This is a genomic window from Novosphingobium sp. (genome assembly GCF_027486195.1).
Classification (GTDB): Bacteria; Pseudomonadota; Alphaproteobacteria; order Sphingomonadales; family Sphingomonadaceae; genus Novosphingobium.
In genome coordinates, this window is record NZ_JAIXPP010000087.1 from 14,812 (window position 1) to 31,684 (window position 16,873).

Genomic DNA, 16,873 nt, shown 5'->3' on the forward strand with positions numbered 1-16,873 from the left:
AGTGATAGGCCTGCTTCAGGTCACGGCAGCGCGCACCGCCCACCGCGGATCGTCCCAGGCACGCGTCTCGCACACCTCGCGGATCGCGAGGACCGCCTCCAGCATGTCGACATGGCGCAGATAGAGCGGCGTCAGGCCGAAGCGCAGCACATCGGGATCGCGGAAATCGCCTATCACGCCGCGCTCCTTCAGCGCCTGCATGATCCCGTAACCTTCGGGATGCGCATAGGAGACATGGCTCCCGCGCTGCACATCCTCGCGCGGGCTTACGAGCGTGAAGCCGTGGCCGCCGCACAGTTCGTCCATCAGGTCCATGAACACGCGGCCGAGCTGGAGCGATTTCGCACGCACGGCCGCCATGTCGGCCTCGGCCATCAGGTCCACCCCGCATTCGAGCGCAGTCAGTCCCAGCACCGATGGTGTACCGCAGAGGAAGCGCTCGATCCCCTCGGCCGCGCGGTAAAGATCCTCAAAGGCGAACGGCTCGGCATGGCCAAACCAGCCTGAAAGCACCGGCACAGCCGCCGCCTGATGCCGCTGCGCCGCAAAGATGTACGCCGGCGCGCCCGGCCCGCCATTCAGGAACTTGTACCCGCAGCCCACCGCGAAATCCGCATGCGCCGCATTGAGGTCAACCGGTATCGCCCCCGCGCTGTGGCTGAGGTCCCACACCACCAGCGCGCCAACTTCATGCGCGCGCCGGGTCACCTCCGCCATGTCGCGTGACCTTCCGGTCTTGTAGTGCACCTGTGTCAGCAGCAGCACCGCGATATCCTCGCCGAGCCGGTCGAGCACCATGTCGCCCGGCACCGCCTCGGCCCGCACCCGCCCGCCCGAAAACGCCGCTATCCCCTGCATCATGTAGAGATCGGTGGGGAAATTGCCGGTCTCGGAAAGGATCACCGATCGCTCCGGCCGCAAGGAAAGCGCCGCCGTCATCGCCTTGAACAGGTTGATCGAGGTCGAATCCGCCACGATCACCTCGCCGGGCGCTGCACCCAGCAGGCGGCCTATCTTGTCACCCACCCGGCGCGGGGCATTCATCCAGTCCGCGCCGAGCCACGAGGTGATCAGCCCTTCGCCCCACTCCTGCGCCACCGCCCGCTCCAGCCGCGCCGTGGTGCGGCGGGGCAGCGCGCCGAGCGAATTGCCATCGAGGTAGATCAGCCCCTCGCGCAGCTGGAAGGCCGCGCGGAAGGACGCGAGCGGATCGCTTTCATCGAGCGCTTCCAGCGCCGCGCGGCTCCAATCGCTCATGCCGCGATCTCCCGCAGCACTGCGCGCACCGGGCTCGCGTCGGCCCCGGCCAGCGGCAGCGGCAGCGCGATCAGTTCATAGACCCCCGGCGGCACCGCATCGAGCACCAGCCCCTCCAGAATGCGCATGTCAGCAGCGCGCACGGCATGGTGCGCATCCATCGTCTTCGAGGTTTCGGGATCGAGCGAGGCGGCATCGGTGCCGATCAGCACCACACCCAGCGCCGCCAGCCGCGCGATCACCGCTGCGGAAACGGCGCGAAATCCGCTATCCCACGCCTCATGCGGAAAGCGTTCGTAGGTGCGCAGCAGCACCCGCTGCGCGCCAGCCGCCTCCAGCGCCGCCCAGTCGATATCTTCCACCTGCACCGCCAGCCCGGAGGCATGGCGCACATCGACCACAACGCAGCGCCCGATATAGGGCTCCAGCGCCGTCTCGGCGCTCGTCTGCCCCGCCGCGTCATAATGAAACGGCGCATCGGCATGCGTTCCGGCGTGGAGCGGAAACGAGAGCGCACCCACGTTCACCGGGCACTGCGCAGAGATCACCGCATGGTGGCTCAGCACGAAAGGCGGCTCGCCGGGCCAGAGCGGCGTCCGCGCATCGAGCCGCTGGGTAATGTCGAAAATCCTCATGCCCCGCCTTATCGCCAAGCGCGGGGAACAATGCACCGGAATTATGGGGCATGTTCCCTCTGCGGTCCCGCAATATGCCACAATCATGCATAGAACTGCGGAATATCGCTCCTTAGACGCATATCAGAGTGCTTATGGCGCGCACTTTGCGCGGACAGCGCGCGCCCCTTGCGCTATTATGCCCCAACCGGAACCATGGGAGACACGCGGTGAACGCAGTGGCGAAGACAACCGATCTGTTCGAAAATCCGCTAGGCCTCGATGGCTTCGAATTCATCGAGTTTTCCGCGCCCCAACCGGGCCTGCTCGAACCTGTGTTCGCCGCGATGGGCTTCACCCATATCGCCAACCATCGCTCCAAGGCGGTGCAGCTCTGGCGGCAGGGCGGCATCAACCTCATCGCCAATTACGAGCCAAAGAGCCCAGCCGCCTGGTTCGCGGCCGAGCATGGCCCTTCGGCCTGCGGCATGGGCTGGCGCGTGCGCAATGCCGCCGAAGCCTACGCCAAGGCGCTCGAACGCGGCGCGGAGCCGGTCGAGGTGCGCACCGGCCCGATGGAGCTCAGCCTCCCCGCCATCCGCGGCATCGGCGGCGCGATCATCTATCTGATCGACCGCTATGAAGGCTCACCGCTGGGCGATCTCTCGATCTACGACATCGATTTCGTCTACCTGCCGGGCGTGGATCGCCAGCCCAAAGGCGCGGGCTTCCACACGATCGACCATCTCACCCACAACGTTTACGGCGGCCGCATGGCGCACTGGGCCGCGTTCTACGAACGGATCTTCAACTTTCGTGAGATCCGCTATTTCGACATCAAGGGCGAGTATACCGGTCTCACCAGCCGCGCGATGACCGCGCCAGACGGCAAGATCCGCATTCCGCTGAACGAGGAAGCGAAAGCGGGCGGCGGCCAGATCGAGGAATTCCTGCGCGCCTACAACGGCGAGGGCATCCAGCACATCGCCTTCGCCTGCGACGACCTCCTCGGCGCATGGGACCGCCTCAAGGTGCTCGGCACCCCGTTCATGACCCCGCCGCCCGCGACCTATTACGAGATGCTGGCCGAGCGCCTGCCCGGCCACGGTGAGCCGGTCGAGGAACTCCAGAAGCGCGGCATCCTGCTCGATGGCTCGACCGAAGCGGGCGATCCGCGCCTGCTGCTGCAGATCTTCTCCGAAACGCAGATCGGCCCGGTTTTCTTCGAATTCATCCAGCGCAAGAAGGACGAGGGCTTCGGCGAAGGCAACTTCACCGCCCTCTTCCAGTCGATGGAACGCGACCAGATGCGCCGCGGCGTCCTCAATGTGGAGACCGCAGCATGATCCCCCAGATCAAGCGCATCCACCACGTCGCCTATCGCTGCCGCGACGCCAAGGAAACGGTCGCGTGGTACGAGCGCGTGATGGGCATGCGCTACACCACCGCCTTTGCCGAAGACACCGTGCCCTCCACCGGCGAGCATGATCCGTACATGCACGTGTTCCTCGATTGCGGCGGCGGCAATGTGCTCGCCTTCTTCGAGCTGCCGAACCAGCCAGAAATGGGCAAGGATCCGAACACCCCCGCCTGGGTGCAGCACCTCGCCTTCGAAGTGGCGGACGAAGCCGCGCTCCATGCGGCCAAGGCGCATCTCGAAGCCGAGGGCATCGACGTCCTCGGGCCGACCTACCACGGCATTTTCCGCTCGATCTATTTCTTCGATCCCAACGGCCACCGGCTGGAACTCGCCTGCAATATTGGCACGCCCGCGCAGTATGAGGAGTTGGAGACACTCGCCCCCGTGATGCTCGAGGAATGGAGCCGCACCAAACGCGCGCCGCGCCATGCCGAATGGCTGCACAAAGACCCCGCCGCAAGCGCCTGAGACGCTTCAGCCTGCGCCGAACTCACAGCGCAGGTCGGCCCCGTTTGCATCGAGCGCGGGGATAGTGGTCGGCAGCGCGCCGGAACGCCCCGGCGGGCGCGGCAGGTCAAACGCCTCGCCGCCCACTTCGGCGGGTACGCGGCGCAGCGCGGCGTGGGCGGAGACGTCCGCCACGGTCGATACGCGGCCCCACGCGATACGGTGCCGATCGAGCAGCGCGCTGGCGTCAGCAATGGTCATGGCGGCCAGCACATCGCCCACGATGCGCCCCAGTGTCTCGCGGCTCTCCACGCGGTCAGGGTTGGTCGCAAAGCGCGGATCATCCGCCAGCGCGGCATCGCCTAGCACGCCAGCGCAAAACCGCCGCCATTCGTCGGGCGACTGGATCGAGATCATCAGCGAGCCGTCAAGGCAGGCATAGGCGGCATAAGGATAGATCGCCGCATGTTCGAGGCCATGCCGCCCGGTAACACGCCCGGCATGCTCCAGATGCAGCAGCGGCACCGCCATCCAGTCCGCCATCGTATCGAACATCGCAATTTCGATGGCCGCGCCCTGCCCGGTCCTCCCCCGCCCGATCAGCGCTTCGAGGATCGCGGCATGCGCGTTCATGCCCGTTGCGATATCCGCGATCGAAACGCCCACCTTGGCCATGGCTTCGGGCGTGCCGGTAACGGCGCAGATGCCCGCTTCGGCCTGCACCAGCATGTCATAGGCGCGCATCGCGTGGGCAGCAGTGGACTGCCCATAACCGCAGATGTCGACCGCGATGAGACGGGGATGGACCTCCACCAGTGCGGCCGCATCCAGCCCCAGCCGCGCCGCCGCTCCCGGCGCCAGGTTCTGGATGAACACATCCGCCTTGCCCACCATGCGCTCGACCATGGCCCGGTCACCTGCGTCCTTCACATCGATCACGACGCTCTGCTTGCCCCGGTTGAGCCAGGCAAAATAGGCCGATGCGCCGTGGACGGTAGTGTCATAGTGCCGCGCCGTCTCGCCGCCGGCGCGCTCCAGCTTGATCACCCGCGCGCCGCCATCGGCCAGCTGGCGCGTGCACAGCGGCGCCGCCACCGCCTGCTCCAGCGCCACCACCAGCAGGCCGTCCAGCGCGCCCGCCATCAGGAACAGACCTCTCGATCACCCGCATACCGGCAGGCGCGCGGGCTGGGCCATTTGGGCTTACTGGTGCGTTCGACGTTCATATCAGAGAGGCTTTAGCGCAAGCTCAGCGGGATTTCCTCCCCTTGATGCGCGCAAGGCGAGACAATGGCAGCGGCTTCACCTATTTCGATGCGGCCCCTGCTGCGGTGTCGTCCTCGAAGTCCGGAAAAGCGCTGATGCCTGATCTCAAGCTCCGCATGATCGATCTCAATTCCGACCTTGGCGAGGGCTATGGCCCGTGGGTGATGGGCGATGACAAGGCCATGCTGGATATCGTCACCAGCGCCAACATTGCCTGCGGCGGCCACGCCAGCGATCCCGAAACGATGTTTCGCACGCTCACCTTTGCACGTGAGCGCGGGATCACCGTGGGCGCGCACCCGAGCTACCCCGACAAGGAAGGCTTCGGCCGCCGCCGCCTGCCCTTCCCGCCGCCCGAGGTGGAGCGCTTTGTCGCCGCGCAGACCGGCGCGCTCATGGCCATCGCCGCGCTGGCGGGCACGCGCGTGTCCTATGTGAAGCCCCACGGCGCGCTCGCCAATGTCGCGAGCGAAGACCGCGCCATCGCCGAAGCCATCGTGCGCGCGGTGCGCGCGATCGACAGCAAGCTTGCCGTGCTCGCCATCTCCGGCACCGTGCTGGAACAGGTGGCGCGCGATGCGGGCTGCCAAGTGTTCAGCGAGATCTACGCCGACCGTGGCTACACGCCCGCCGGCAACCTTGTCCCGCGCGGCCAGCCCGGCGCGATGATCGACGATTATGGCGCCGCCGCCGCACGCCTGCTCAGCTGGCTCGAAAACGGCATGATGCCAACCGTAGGGGGCGAACCGGTGAGGCTGGCAGGCCATTCGATCTGCGTGCACGGCGATGATCCCCATGCCGTGGTCATGGCCCGCGCGATCCGCGTCGCGCTCGGCGGACGCGGGGTCACGGTCGCGCCCTTCCTGCGGTGAGCATGAGCGCGGTATCCGTCCGGCCGATCGGCGAGAGCGCCGTCCTCATCGATTTCGGCGGAGAAATCAGCACCGCAACCAATGAGCGCGTCGTGGCGCTCGATCGTGCGCTGGCCGGACAGCCGCCGCAGGGCATGATCGAAACCGTGCCGGCCTATGTCTCGCTGATGATCGTGTTCGATCCGCTGCAAACCGAGTGTGACCGGATCGCCGCCCACGCACTCGCGCTGCTTGAAAGCGCCAAGATAGCGACGCGGCCACCGCGCGAACACGTGATCCCCGTTCGCTACGACGCGGCCTCGGCCCCCGATCTGGAAACCGTGGCCAAGGCAACCGGCCTCACGCCGGACGAAGTCGTCGCCCAGCACCTCGCCGGAGAATACCGCGTCTTCATGTACGGCTTCGCGCCCGGCTACGCCTATCTCGGCGGCGTCCCGCCCGCGCTGCACCTGCCGCGCAAGCCCCGCGCCCAGCGCGGCCACCCCGCCGGCAGCGTGATCATCGCGGGCGCGCAGTGCCTGATCACCTCCCTGCCGATGCCGACCGGCTGGTGGGTGATCGGCCACACCGCGCAAGTGATCCTCGATCCCGCCCGCGCGCAGCCCTTCCTGTTCGATCCCGGTGATGTGATCCGCTTCGAGCGGGAACGCTAGTTGATGCAAGCGCGCATCCTCTTCGAAGCCGCCGGGCCACTGACCACGATCCAGGATCGCGGCCGCACCGGCGCGATGCGCTTCGGCGTGCCGCCGTCCGGGCCGGTCGACCGCCTCGCCTTCGCCGCCGCGCTCACCGCGACCGGGGCCGCCGATGGCTGGGCCTTCGAACTCTCGCACGGCGGCTGTCTCATCACCTGCCACGAAGGCGCAATCGGCTTCGCGCTGTGCGGCGGCGGGTTCCTCGCCGATATCGACGGCGATGAACCAACGGCCTGGCGCGCGGGCACGCTCCACACCGGCCAGCGCCTGCGTATCCGCGCCGGATCGGGCAACTGGGCCTACCTCGCTTTCGCAGGCCAGCATGCCGCGCCGCGCTGGCTCGGCAGCAGTGCGACCCATGCCTCGTCCGGGCTCGGCGGCGGCCTGATAGAGGCGGGATCGGCCTACGCATTCGATGCCCCGCGCGCGCTTGAACCCCGCACGCTGGCACCACCTCCCCCATCCGGACCGCCGGACAGCCTTGCCGTGGTGCTCGGGCCGCAAGATCGCCACTTCCCGGCAGACGCTGTCCGCCAGTTGGAGCAGGTGCGCTTCACCGCGACGTCCCGCTTCGACCGGATGGGCCGCGTACTCGGCGGCCCGCCACTCGTGCCCACCTCGATCTCGATGCCCAGCGAACCGGCGCTGCGCGGCTGCCTGCAGGCCGATGGCGATGGCGGCCTCACCGTCCTCCTCGCCGATCACCAGACCACCAGCGGCTACCCGAAGATCGCCACCCTGATCGGCCCTGATGTGGATCGGCTGGCACAGATGCCGGCCGGGCATACTTTCCGCTTCGACCTCATCGATCCCCACGAAGCCCTGCGCCGCAGCCGCACCGCCGCAGCGGCCAACGCAGCCTGGCTGCGCAGTCTCACCGCGCCCAGGCGGCTGGACGAACGCTTGTGGTCCAGCAATCTCGTCGATGGCGTGATCGATGCAAACGGGGCCTGAAGGCGAGGAGGAGATTGGAATTGGACGCTGAACCCATGCCAGACGACGTGGACACTGATCTTCCGCGCATCGACATCGAGCACCTGATCGATGCGGGCCGCTGGAGCGGCTACCAGAAGCGCGTGCTCGCGCTGTGCACCGCCGCGATCCTGCTCGATGGGCTGGATAACCAGATCCTCGGCTTTGCCATGCCCGCGCTGATGAAGGCGTGGCACCTCCCGCGTGAAAGCTTCGTGCCGGTGGTGGTCGCAGGCCTGCTCATCATGTCGATCGGCAGCGGTCTTGGCGGCTGGCTGGGTGATCGCGCCGGGCGGCGCCCCACGCTGGTCAGCGCGGCGGGCCTGTTCGGTCTGGCCACAGCCGCCTCGGCCTTTGCCGATAGCCTGCCCATGCTGGCCACCTGCCGCTTCATCTCCACCCTTGCGCTTGGCGCCGCGCTTCCGAACGCGACCGCGCTGGTCTCCGAATTCTCCCCGGCGCATCGCCGCAGCCTTTCGGTCTCGATCAGCATGCTCGCGGTCGTGCTCGGCGGTCTCGTCGGCGGAGCACTGTCCGCGTGGCTGCTGCCCGTTTATGGCTGGCGCGCGCTGTTCCTTACCGCTGGTGGGCTGACCATCTTGGTGACCGGCGCCCTCCTCGCACTTCTGCCGGAATCGCCGCGGTTCCTCATGCACCGCCCGCGCCGCCGCGCAGAGCTAGGGCGCGTGCTGCGCGCGTCGGGCTTCGATGTTCCGGCCCGCTTTGCGCCCGAAACATCTGCCGCTTCCGAACCTGCCATCGGCATCAAGGCGCTGTTCCGCCCCCCGCTGCTTGGCGATACGCTCGCGCTCTCGGCGGCGTTCCTGTTCGGCCTGCTCGGCAATTACCTCGTGTTCAACTGGGGCCCGACCATGCTCGCGGCGCTTGGCTATGATCTGGCGGTCGCCTCGCTTGGCGCCGGCGCATTCAATCTGGGCGGGATCGTCGGCGCGTTGGTTGGCTCGCGGATGATGGACCGCTTCGGCCCGCGCATACCCATGGTGGTAATGGCGATCCTCGGCACCGCCTGCACTTTCGCGATCGGCCCGATGCTGTCTGGCGGCCTGCACGCGACTTCGCTGGTCGTGCTGGGCTTCGCCGCTGCCGGTGTCTTCATGTCCGGGCTCCAGATCATGCTGTTCTCGCTCGCCGTCAACGCCTTTCCCGCCCCCATCCGCGCGCAGGGCGTGGGCATCACGCTATCGCTCGGCCGCATCGGCGCAGTCGCCGGTTCCGGCATGGGCGCGGTGATCGTGGCGGCCGGAATCGTGCCGTTCTTCGCCGTGCTCGGCCTGTCCTGCCTGGCCATCGGCATCGCGGTCCTGGCGGTGCGCCCACGAAAGAGCGCCTGATCAGTCCTCCCCGTACCAGTAGCCATCGGCAAAATCGGCGTTAGGATGCTGCACAAACAGAACCGATGGAGAGAGACGCCCATGACTGAACTAGCCGGCCGCATTGCCCTCGTCACCGGCGCCTCGCGCGGCATAGGCGAGGCCTGCGCCCGCGCCCTCGCTGCGCTTGGCGCGCGCGTCATCGTCACCGATCTTGCCGCGCCCGAGGCCCTCGCCGAGCAGCTCGGCGGCCTCGCCCGCGCGCACGACGTCACCGATGAGCAGAGCTGGATCGATACGATGGCCTTCGCCCGCGAAGCTGCCGGCGGGCTCGATATTCTGGTCAACAACGCCGGGCTGTTCATGGCCAAGCCCCTCACCGAAACCACGCTCGAAGATTGGCGCCGCCTCCACAGCGTCAATGTCGAAGGTGTGTTCCTCGGCTGCAAGCACGCCGTCCCGCTCATGGCCGAACGCGCGATCCAATGGCCCGGCGGGGCCTCGATCATCAATCTCTCCTCGGTCGCCGGCCTCGTCGGCACCGCGCTGGTCAGCTGCTACAACGCGACCAAGGGCGCCGTGCGGCTGTTCACCAAGGGCGTTGCCATGGAAGTCGCGCCCTTGCGCATCCGCTGCAATTCGGTCCACCCCGGCATCATCGAAACCGACATGGGCCGCGATCTCGTCTCTCAGTTCGCCGCGGCAACCGGCAGCGGCGAAAACGACACCCGCGCCAACTTCTCCAATCTCCACCCGCTGGGCCACTTCGGCGTACCGAACAACGTGGCCGACGCCGTCGCCTTCCTCGCCTCAGACCGCGCCGCCTTCATGACCGGCTCGGAACTGGTGGTGGACGGCGGCTTTACGGCAAGCTGAGATTAACGCGGGCGCTCGTCACTCCTCACCCATCCTGAGCGCTGCAATAAACGCCTCCTGCGGGATGGTCACATTGCCGTATTCCCGCATGCGCTTCTTGCCTTCTTTCTGCTTGTCGAGCAGCTTCTTCTTGCGGCTGATGTCGCCGCCGTAGCACTTGGCGGTGACGTCCTTGCGCATCGCGCTGATCGTCTCGCGCGCGATGACTTTGGCGCCGATCGCGGCCTGGATCGGGATCTTGAACATGTGGCGCGGGATGAGGTCTTTCAGCCGCTCGACCAGATGGCGCCCGCGCGGGTCGGCCTGGCTGCGGTGGACGACCATCGAGAGCGCGTCGACCGGTTCGTTGTTGACGAGGATGTTCATCATCACGAGATCGCCTTCGCGCAGGCCGATCTGTTCGTAGTCGAAGCTCGCGTAGCCGCGGCTGATCGATTTCAGGCGGTCGTAGAAATCGAACACCACTTCGTTGAGCGGCAGTTCATAGGTCACCTGCGCGCGGCCGCCGACGTAGGTCAGGCCGGTCTGGATGCCGCGGCGGTCCTGGCAGAGCTTGAGGATCGAGCCGAGGTATTCGTCGGGCGTGTAGATCGTCGCCTTGATCCACGGCTCTTCCATTTCCGCGATCTTGACCGGATCGGGCATGTCGGAGGGGTTGTGGAGTTCCTTCACCGTGCCGTCGGTCATGGAGAGGCGATAGACAACCGAAGGCGCGGTGGTGATGAGGTCGAGGTCGTATTCGCGGCTGAGGCGCTCCTGGATGATTTCCAGATGGAGCAGGCCGAGGAACCCGCAGCGGAAGCCGAAGCCGAGCGCGGCGGAGCTTTCCATCTCGAACGAGAAGCTCGCGTCGTTGAGGCGCAGCTTGCCGATGCTTTCGCGCAGCTTTTCAAAGTCTGCCGCATCGACCGGGAACAGGCCGCAGAAGACCACCGGCTGCACTTCCTTGAAGCCCGCCAAGGCCTCGGTCGCGCCCTGCTTCACCGTGGTGATCGTGTCACCCACGCGGGCCTGCGCGACTTCCTTGATCTGCGCGGTGATGATGCCGATTTCGCCCGGACCCAGTTCGTCGAGCACTTGCAGCTTGGGGCGCATGCAGCCAACACGGTCGATCAGGTGTTCGGTGCCGCCGGCCATGAACTTGACCGAGAGGCCCTTCTTGATGACCCCGTCGATGACCCGGACCAGAATGACGACGCCGAGGTAGGGGTCGTACCACGAATCGACCAGCATGGCCTTGAGCGGCTTGTTGCGGTCGCCGCCCGGCGGGGGGATGCGCGCGACGATGGCGTCGAGCACTTCTTCGATGCCGATGCCGGACTTGGCGCTGGTCAGCACCGCCTGGCTGGCGTCGATGCCGATGACTTCCTCGATCTCGTGCCGGACCTTTTCTGGCTCGGCGGCGGGCAGGTCGATCTTGTTGATGACGGGCACGATCTCGTGATCATGCTCGATCGACTGGTAGACGTTGGCAAGCGTCTGCGCCTCAACGCCCTGCGCCGCATCGACCACCAGCAGCGCGCCCTCGCAGGCGGCGAGGCTGCGGCTGACTTCGTAGGCGAAATCGACGTGCCCCGGCGTGTCCATCAGGTTGAGCTGATAGGTCTTGCCGTCCTTGCCGGTGTAGTCGAGCCGGACGGTCTGCGCCTTGATCGTGATCCCGCGCTCGCGCTCGATATCCATGTTATCAAGAACTTGCTCGCTCATCTCGCGCGCCGAAAGGCCGCCGGTGAACTGGATCAGGCGGTCAGCCAGCGTGGACTTGCCGTGGTCGATGTGAGCGATAATGCTGAAATTGCGGATCAACGAGAGTTCGGTCATGCGCCCGCCGTTAGCAGCGCAGGCGCGCGGTGTCATCAGGGCCAATCGGACGGGGGGCCGGGCGGCAAGTTGACACAGTTGACACTGTCCTGAGCGATAATTGCAATCGATCAATAGAGCGCCTTTGATCGATCAGGGCGATCAGCCACCTCAGGCTTGTTGCTTCGAGACAGGGCAGCTTCGGGACCATGCGCGAACCCTGACAGATTCGCGGCGTGTAGGACAGGTTGATGCGGGGCGGCGCCCCCTGTCCGCCCGATAACCCACCATTTCGGGGCGATATTGACGTCGGCTTTGGTTCCTAATATTAGAATGATCATTACTAATCTAATTCCGTCAAAAGATTCCAATTCAAGGGGAGAGCCATGAAGTCTACCACTGCTGCTGCATTCCTGCTGGGCGCGAGCCTGTTCGCGCTCGCCGCGCCTGCCCTGGCGCAGGACAGCGGTGCCGCCGCCACCGATGCGACCAAGCCCGCTGAAGGCCTTGGCGAAATCGTCGTCACCGCCAACCGCGTCGCCTCGAGCGCGCAGGACACGCCGATCGCGCTCAACGTCTACACGGGCACTGCGCTCGCAGATCAAGGCGTCAACACGGTCCGCGACCTTTCGCAGATCGATCCCAGCGTCAACGTCACCAACTCGACCGGCTCGGCCTATGTCGCGGTGCGCGGCATCGCCTCGACCGACGTGACCGAAATCGGCGATCCTTCGGTGCCGATCACGCGCGACGGGTTCTTCACCAACCGCTCGTTCGCCATCAGTTCCTCGTTCTATGACGTGGCGCGCATCGAAGTGCTGAAGGGGCCGCAAGGCACGCTGCAGGGCCGCAACTCGACCGGCGGTCTTGTCAGCATCGTCACCGTCCGCCCGGAGCTGCGCACAGGCGGCTATGCAAGCGCCGAGGCCGGCAACTACAAGACCTTCAACGGAGAAGCGGGCGTCAACGTGCTGCTCGCGCCGGGCTTCGCGGTCCGCGCCTCGGGCACCGTGCTGAGCCACAAGGGCTACCGCACTTCGACTGGCCCCGCCTTCGACGGCGACGACGAGAACTTCAAGTCGGGCCGCATTCAGGCGCTCTACAAGGGCGACAATGGTCTTTCAGCGTGGGTTTCGTATCAGCATGACAGCCGTGACGTGAACGGCGATGCGCAGTTCCGCGGGACGCTGGGCGGGCCGACGCCGGACTTCGGCAAGGCCAAGGTTTTCACTAGCAACGCGCCGACCATGACCAAGCTGACAAGCGACCGTGCGCGCTGGGAGCTGGCCTATAGCGCCGACATGGGCCTCAACTTCATCTACTCGGGCGGCTATGACAGCGCCAACTGGCGCAACCAGCTCGATGCCACCGGCGGCTATCCGGCCAACCGCCAGTTCCGCCAGCAGGAAACGCCCAAGACCTGGAACCACGAATTCCGCGTGAGCAACGACAAGGGCGGCAAGCTGTTTTTCCAGGCGGGATATTTCTATTTCCAGGAAAAGAACGTCGTCAATTCGGGGATCTACAACCTCGACATGACCGGCCCGCTGTTCGGCCCCGGCGGTTTCCTGACCGGAGTGCCCAATGCCGACCAGTCGAACCGATATGGCATCAAGTTCGATTACAACATCCTCACCCGTTCGCAGGCGCTGTTCGGTCAGGTCGAGTATGACCTGACCGACAAGCTGCAGCTGAGCGTGGGCGGCCGCTATACCTGGGACAAGAAGGTGCGTACCGGCAATGCCGTGCTGAGCCTGCCCGCGCTCGCCTTCCCGCTGTGTGGCAACGGCTTCCCCGCACCGGGCACGTGCCCGCCTTTCCCGCTCACCACGCCCGGCAACGGCAACCTCAGCAAGGGCGAGCCGACCTGGCACGTGGGGCTCAACTACCGTCCTGCTGCGGGCTCGCTGATCTATGCCAAGTATGATCGCGGCTACAAATCGGGCGGGTTCAACTCGAACGGCAGCGCGCCTTCGGTCGATTACGGCCCTGAGCGGCTGGATTCGTTCGAGGTCGGCACCAAGAACTCGTTGATGGGCAACACCCTGCAGCTCAACGCCTCGGCGTTCTACTTCAAGTACAAGGGCTATCAGGGCAGCCAGTTCACTGCGGCAACGAGCAGCGGTTCCGGCGTGTTCAACGTCGGCAATGCCTCGATTTTCGGCATCGAAGGCAGTGCGGTCGCGCTGGTCGGCAAGGCCACGCGGATCAACTTCAACGCAACGTACCTGCACACGAAGTTCGGCGATGGCATCACGATCAACAACGGCGCGACCCCGCCTGCGGCGATCAACATCAGCGGCAACCGCCTGCCCAACGCGCCGGGTTTCACGGCATCGGGCGGGATCGAGCAGGAGCTCCCGGTCTCGTTCGGCACGTTCACGGCCCGCATCGATGCCAAGTATTCCTCGGCATTCTACTACTCGGTGTTCAACACTGCCGACACGCAAAGCCCGGAATACGTGCTGGCCAATGCCAGCCTCAAGTTCGCGCCGGAAAACAGCTTCTGGGAAGTGCAGGCCTATGTGCGCAACGTGTTTGACAAGCAGGTGCTGGCCTATGCGACGCAGAACTTCAACGCGGGCGCCAATACCTATCAGTTCCAGGCCCCGCGCACGTTTGGTGTGCGTGGCAGCGTGAAGTTCTGATCGGCTGAAGCTGCCGGGCTGAAAACGGGGCGGTGGCTGAAGGGTCGCCGCCCCGCTTTGCGTTTTCAGGAAGTGCGATTCAGGCTTGTTGCGCCGCCTTGGCCGCAAGGAAGGCGGGCCGGGTGCTGGCGCGATCCCAGTAGGCGGCAATTTCCGGGCTGAACTTGTAATCGAGCCCCAAGTCCCTCGCGAGGAGGAGGGCGTAGGCCGTGCAGATGTCCGCCATCGTGAAGCGCCCGGCGCAGAGCCACTCCCGGCCGTCCTCCAGCGCGCGGGTGAGGTGCTTGAGCCGCGAGAAGAACCACTGGGTGTAGTCGTCCGCCGCCTGTTTCAGCTTCCTCTCGTCGGGTTCGAAGCGCGTGTAGCGCAGGACGATGGTCTGCGGGAACGTGAGCGTCGCCTCGCTGCGGTGCATCCAGTCGAGCCAGAGGCCGTAGTCCGCTTCCTCGGGCGATACTGCCAGCGGCGTCGGTCCGTAGCGCGTGGCGAGATACTGCGGAATCGCGCTGGATTCGGTCATCCGCGTTTCGCCGTCGACCAGCAGCGGGATCGTGCCGAGCGGGTTCTGCTCCAGATATTCGGGTACGCGGACGCGCGGCGGGAACGGCATGGTGTGGAGCTTGTAGGGCAGACCCAGCTCTTCGAGCGCCCAGAGCGCGCGGAAGGAGCGCGCGTCTTTGCAGTGGTAGAGTTCGATCATGGCCCTAGATCAGGCCGCGGCTGATGAGGCATTCCTGCACGGCGCGTTCGCCCATGTCGATCGCGGTGTTGGTGAAGGCGCTGCCCGCCGCGTCCGCATTGGCGATGGCGATGCGGCCGAAAGTCTGGCGGCCGATCACGTGGGGGCGCAGTTCATCGGGCACATCGGGATCGCCCAGCGTATCATAGGTATAGGCATAGCCGTGGGGCCAGCGGTTGACCGTGATCGCGGCGATATCGCGCGCGGCGTTGAAGCCAGCGCCGCCGAGCATGCGCTGGAGCTGGCTGCGGATCTCGCGCTCGATGGTGGGGTATTCCTCGGCCAGCATCGCGGCGCGGCCGAGGCGGTTCTGCTCCTTGCGCGGCAGGCCGGGCTGATTGGGATTGCGGACCATGTGGATCACGACCGGCTCATCCGGCGTGAGCGCGCTGGCATAGCCGCCGATGTTCATCGGCGTGTCGAGCGAGGCGCCGATATGGTAGCCGTTGGGCGCGCCGATCGACTTGACGCCGAGCTTGGCCCAGGGGCGCCAGTTCTTCACCAGCACGTTGGTGTACTGCATCGGCACCTTGGATGCGTAGTGCAGCGCTTCCTTCTGCGCCTGCGGCAGATCGGGCACGATGAACGGGATCACCATGTTAAAGCAGGCCATGATGACGTTCGCGCCGGTGACGGAGACGCGCTTGCCATCCTTCACATAGATGACGCGCACGGCCTTTTCAGTCTGGCGCGCGGGCTTGCCGATATGTTCGGCGCGGATGACCATGCTGGAGAGGCGAATGCGCGTGGGGTTGGCCGGATTATCGAGCGCGGCGTAGCGCGCAGGGGCGAGGACGACGCTTTCCTGATCGAGCTTGTCTGACGGGAATGCGCCGGGAATGAGCCGGCTGACGAGTAGCCGCGCGACGGTGGCGTTGCCATCGGGCCAGTGGAAATGCTGCGCTTCGGCAGTGATCTGCTCGGGCAGGTCCATGCCCGCAAAGCCCGGCATGCGGCCGCCAAGCGCGGCTTCCCACGCGGGGAGCGTATCGACGCGCTTGTTGTTGCGGAAATAGTGGCCGAGGAAGAACGGCAAGCTTTCGGGCAGCATCTTCGCGTGCTTGAGGAGGTAATCCTGATAGCTGATGTGGCGCAGGTATTCGGCGCGCGCATCGGGCGTCAGGTTCGGCAGGTAGTTGACCTTTTCGGTGTAGATCCGGCTGAGGTCTGCGCGCACCGCGCCCGTCAGCGGGGCTTCGGCGAAGAACTGCGGCCAGGGCTTTTGGCCCGTACCGGTGACGAGCTTGTCGGCAAGGAAGTGCTCCTTGTCGAAGAAGGTGGCCGAGCCGAGGCCATCGTAGGCCTTGGTTTCATAGCGGTGGTAGCTGGTGAGATCGACGCCGAGGTCCGCCATGAGCTTCTTCGAGGTGAAGCTATAGGGGAACGGCGATTCAATGCTCATCGTGCCGCCGTAGGCAAGGATCTTGCGGCCTTCGTAGGTGAACTCGTTGCGCTTGGCGTGGCCGCCGAAATCGTCGTGGTTGTCGAGGATGAGGATCTTGCGGTCGTCGCCCAGCGCCTGCCGGTAGAACCAGGCCGCCGCGAGGCCCGAGATGCCGCCGCCGACGATGACGAGATCATAATGCTCGCCGCTATCGTCCGCCGCGAGGGACCCGCTGAAATCACCATCGCGCGCCATGTGGGCGGCTTCGAACGAACCGGGATACTGGCCGCGCAGGCCTGTGAGCGCAGGGGGATAGTCCGCCGTGCTGGAAGCGGATGCTGCCGCCTGCGCCATGACCTTGGGCGCAGCAGCCAAAGCCGCGCCCGCCGCAACGCCGCCGATGAAATCGCGCCGCGCAATCGGCAGATGGAGCCCCAATTCCTTGTCAGACCATTCGCCCATTGCATCGCCCCCGTTTCGTCACGCGTCAGGCCATGGTTTGTAATCGCAACGCGGCCTTGCGCAATCGCCCAATTTGCGGCCTCATCGCAG

The 16,873-nt window shown here is 65.9% G+C and carries 14 protein-coding genes; 8 read left to right on the forward strand and 6 right to left on the reverse strand.

Annotated elements, in window-relative coordinates; translation table 11 throughout:
- Nucleotides 1–15 precede the first annotated feature (15 nt).
- Both kynU and kynB read right to left on the reverse strand, forming a co-directional pair.
- Nucleotides 16–1,257: a kynureninase gene (gene kynU, locus Q0071_RS16000; protein ID WP_298171628.1), complete on the reverse strand. Its 1,242-nt coding sequence runs from the start codon at nt 1,255–1,257 to the stop codon at nt 16–18.
- Nucleotides 1,254–1,892 (reverse strand): arylformamidase, encoded by a 639-nt coding sequence (kynB, locus tag Q0071_RS16005; RefSeq protein ID WP_298171631.1) that lies wholly within the window; start codon nt 1,890–1,892, stop codon nt 1,254–1,256. Before kynB ends, kynU begins: the two co-directional genes overlap by 4 nt.
- 209 nt (nt 1,893–2,101) lie before the next feature.
- On the opposite strand from kynB, the gene hppD reads away from it, so the two are divergent.
- Both hppD and Q0071_RS16015 read left to right on the forward strand, forming a co-directional pair.
- Nucleotides 2,102–3,217 (forward strand): 4-hydroxyphenylpyruvate dioxygenase, encoded by a 1,116-nt coding sequence (gene hppD / locus Q0071_RS16010; protein ID WP_298171634.1) that lies wholly within the window; start codon nt 2,102–2,104, stop codon nt 3,215–3,217.
- Nucleotides 3,214–3,759, forward strand: a complete 546-nt coding sequence (locus tag Q0071_RS16015) for a VOC family protein (protein WP_298171636.1) — start codon at nt 3,214–3,216, stop codon at nt 3,757–3,759. Before hppD ends, Q0071_RS16015 begins: the two co-directional genes overlap by 4 nt.
- 6 nt (nt 3,760–3,765) lie before the next feature.
- On the opposite strand, the gene Q0071_RS16020 is transcribed toward Q0071_RS16015, so the two are convergent.
- Nucleotides 3,766–4,881, reverse strand: a complete 1,116-nt coding sequence (locus tag Q0071_RS16020) for a CaiB/BaiF CoA-transferase family protein (RefSeq protein WP_298171638.1) — start codon at nt 4,879–4,881, stop codon at nt 3,766–3,768.
- A 128-nt stretch (nt 4,882–5,009) separates the two neighbouring features.
- On the opposite strand from Q0071_RS16020, the gene Q0071_RS16025 reads away from it, so the two are divergent.
- The 5 genes from Q0071_RS16025 to Q0071_RS16045 all read left to right on the forward strand — a co-directional run bounded on the left by Q0071_RS16025 (nt 5,010) and on the right by Q0071_RS16045 (nt 9,750).
- Nucleotides 5,010–5,876 carry a 5-oxoprolinase subunit PxpA gene (locus tag Q0071_RS16025; RefSeq protein ID WP_298171641.1) on the forward strand — a complete coding sequence of 289 codons (867 nt, stop codon included), beginning with the start codon at nt 5,010–5,012 and terminating at the stop codon, nt 5,874–5,876.
- Nucleotides 5,877–5,878: 2 nt separating this feature from the next.
- Nucleotides 5,879–6,529 (forward strand): 5-oxoprolinase subunit PxpB, encoded by a 651-nt coding sequence (gene pxpB, locus Q0071_RS16030; protein WP_298171644.1) that lies wholly within the window; start codon nt 5,879–5,881, stop codon nt 6,527–6,529.
- 3 nt (nt 6,530–6,532) lie between these two features.
- Nucleotides 6,533–7,525 carry a hypothetical protein gene (locus tag Q0071_RS16035; protein WP_298171647.1) on the forward strand — a complete coding sequence of 331 codons (993 nt, stop codon included), beginning with the start codon at nt 6,533–6,535 and terminating at the stop codon, nt 7,523–7,525.
- 47 nt (nt 7,526–7,572) lie between these two features.
- Entirely contained in the window at nt 7,573–8,895 is a 1,323-nt protein-coding gene (locus Q0071_RS16040; protein ID WP_298171650.1) for an MFS transporter, read from the forward strand.
- An 81-nt stretch (nt 8,896–8,976) separates the two neighbouring features.
- Nucleotides 8,977–9,750: a glucose 1-dehydrogenase gene (locus tag Q0071_RS16045; protein WP_298171653.1), complete on the forward strand. Its 774-nt coding sequence runs from the start codon at nt 8,977–8,979 to the stop codon at nt 9,748–9,750.
- Nucleotides 9,751–9,768: 18 nt separating this feature from the next.
- Here Q0071_RS16045 and lepA read toward each other — a convergent pair whose 3' ends face one another.
- A complete protein-coding gene (lepA, locus tag Q0071_RS16050) occupies nt 9,769–11,571 on the reverse strand; it encodes a translation elongation factor 4 (protein ID WP_298171657.1) in 1,803 nt (600 codons plus the stop codon).
- Between the two features lie 365 nt (nt 11,572–11,936).
- Here lepA and Q0071_RS16055 point away from each other — a divergent pair, with 365 nt between their 5' ends.
- A complete protein-coding gene (locus Q0071_RS16055) occupies nt 11,937–14,198 on the forward strand; it encodes a TonB-dependent receptor (RefSeq protein ID WP_298171660.1) in 2,262 nt (753 codons plus the stop codon).
- Between the two features lie 79 nt (nt 14,199–14,277).
- Here Q0071_RS16055 and Q0071_RS16060 read toward each other — a convergent pair whose 3' ends face one another.
- A complete protein-coding gene (locus Q0071_RS16060) occupies nt 14,278–14,898 on the reverse strand; it encodes a glutathione S-transferase family protein (RefSeq protein WP_298171663.1) in 621 nt (206 codons plus the stop codon).
- A 4-nt stretch (nt 14,899–14,902) separates the two neighbouring features.
- Nucleotides 14,903–16,783 (reverse strand): FAD/NAD(P)-binding protein, encoded by a 1,881-nt coding sequence (locus Q0071_RS16065; RefSeq protein ID WP_298171666.1) that lies wholly within the window; start codon nt 16,781–16,783, stop codon nt 14,903–14,905.
- Nucleotides 16,784–16,873: the final 90 nt, after the last annotated feature.

Bases quoted from the DNA above. Each gene is read 5' to 3' on its own strand.
- Q0071_RS16025 (WP_298171641.1), top strand. From the start codon at position 5,010: ATGCGCGCAAGGCGAGACAATGGCAGCGGCTTCACCTATTTCGATGCG.
- pxpB (WP_298171644.1), top strand. From the start codon at position 5,879: ATGAGCGCGGTATCCGTCCGGCCGATCGGCGAGAGCGCCGTCCTCATC.
- Q0071_RS16020 (WP_298171638.1), bottom strand. From the start codon at position 4,881: ATGGCGGGCGCGCTGGACGGCCTGCTGGTGGTGGCGCTGGAGCAGGCG.
- Q0071_RS16015 (WP_298171636.1), top strand. From the start codon at position 3,214: ATGATCCCCCAGATCAAGCGCATCCACCACGTCGCCTATCGCTGCCGC.
- lepA (WP_298171657.1), bottom strand. From the start codon at position 11,571: ATGACCGAACTCTCGTTGATCCGCAATTTCAGCATTATCGCTCACATC.
- Q0071_RS16035 (WP_298171647.1), top strand. From the start codon at position 6,533: ATGCAAGCGCGCATCCTCTTCGAAGCCGCCGGGCCACTGACCACGATC.
- kynB (WP_298171631.1), bottom strand. From the start codon at position 1,892: ATGAGGATTTTCGACATTACCCAGCGGCTCGATGCGCGGACGCCGCTC.
- Q0071_RS16065 (WP_298171666.1), bottom strand. From the start codon at position 16,783: ATGGGCGAATGGTCTGACAAGGAATTGGGGCTCCATCTGCCGATTGCG.
- Q0071_RS16045 (WP_298171653.1), top strand. From the start codon at position 8,977: ATGACTGAACTAGCCGGCCGCATTGCCCTCGTCACCGGCGCCTCGCGC.
- Q0071_RS16060 (WP_298171663.1), bottom strand. From the start codon at position 14,898: ATGATCGAACTCTACCACTGCAAAGACGCGCGCTCCTTCCGCGCGCTC.
- Q0071_RS16055 (WP_298171660.1), top strand. From the start codon at position 11,937: ATGAAGTCTACCACTGCTGCTGCATTCCTGCTGGGCGCGAGCCTGTTC.
- kynU (WP_298171628.1), bottom strand. From the start codon at position 1,257: ATGAGCGATTGGAGCCGCGCGGCGCTGGAAGCGCTCGATGAAAGCGAT.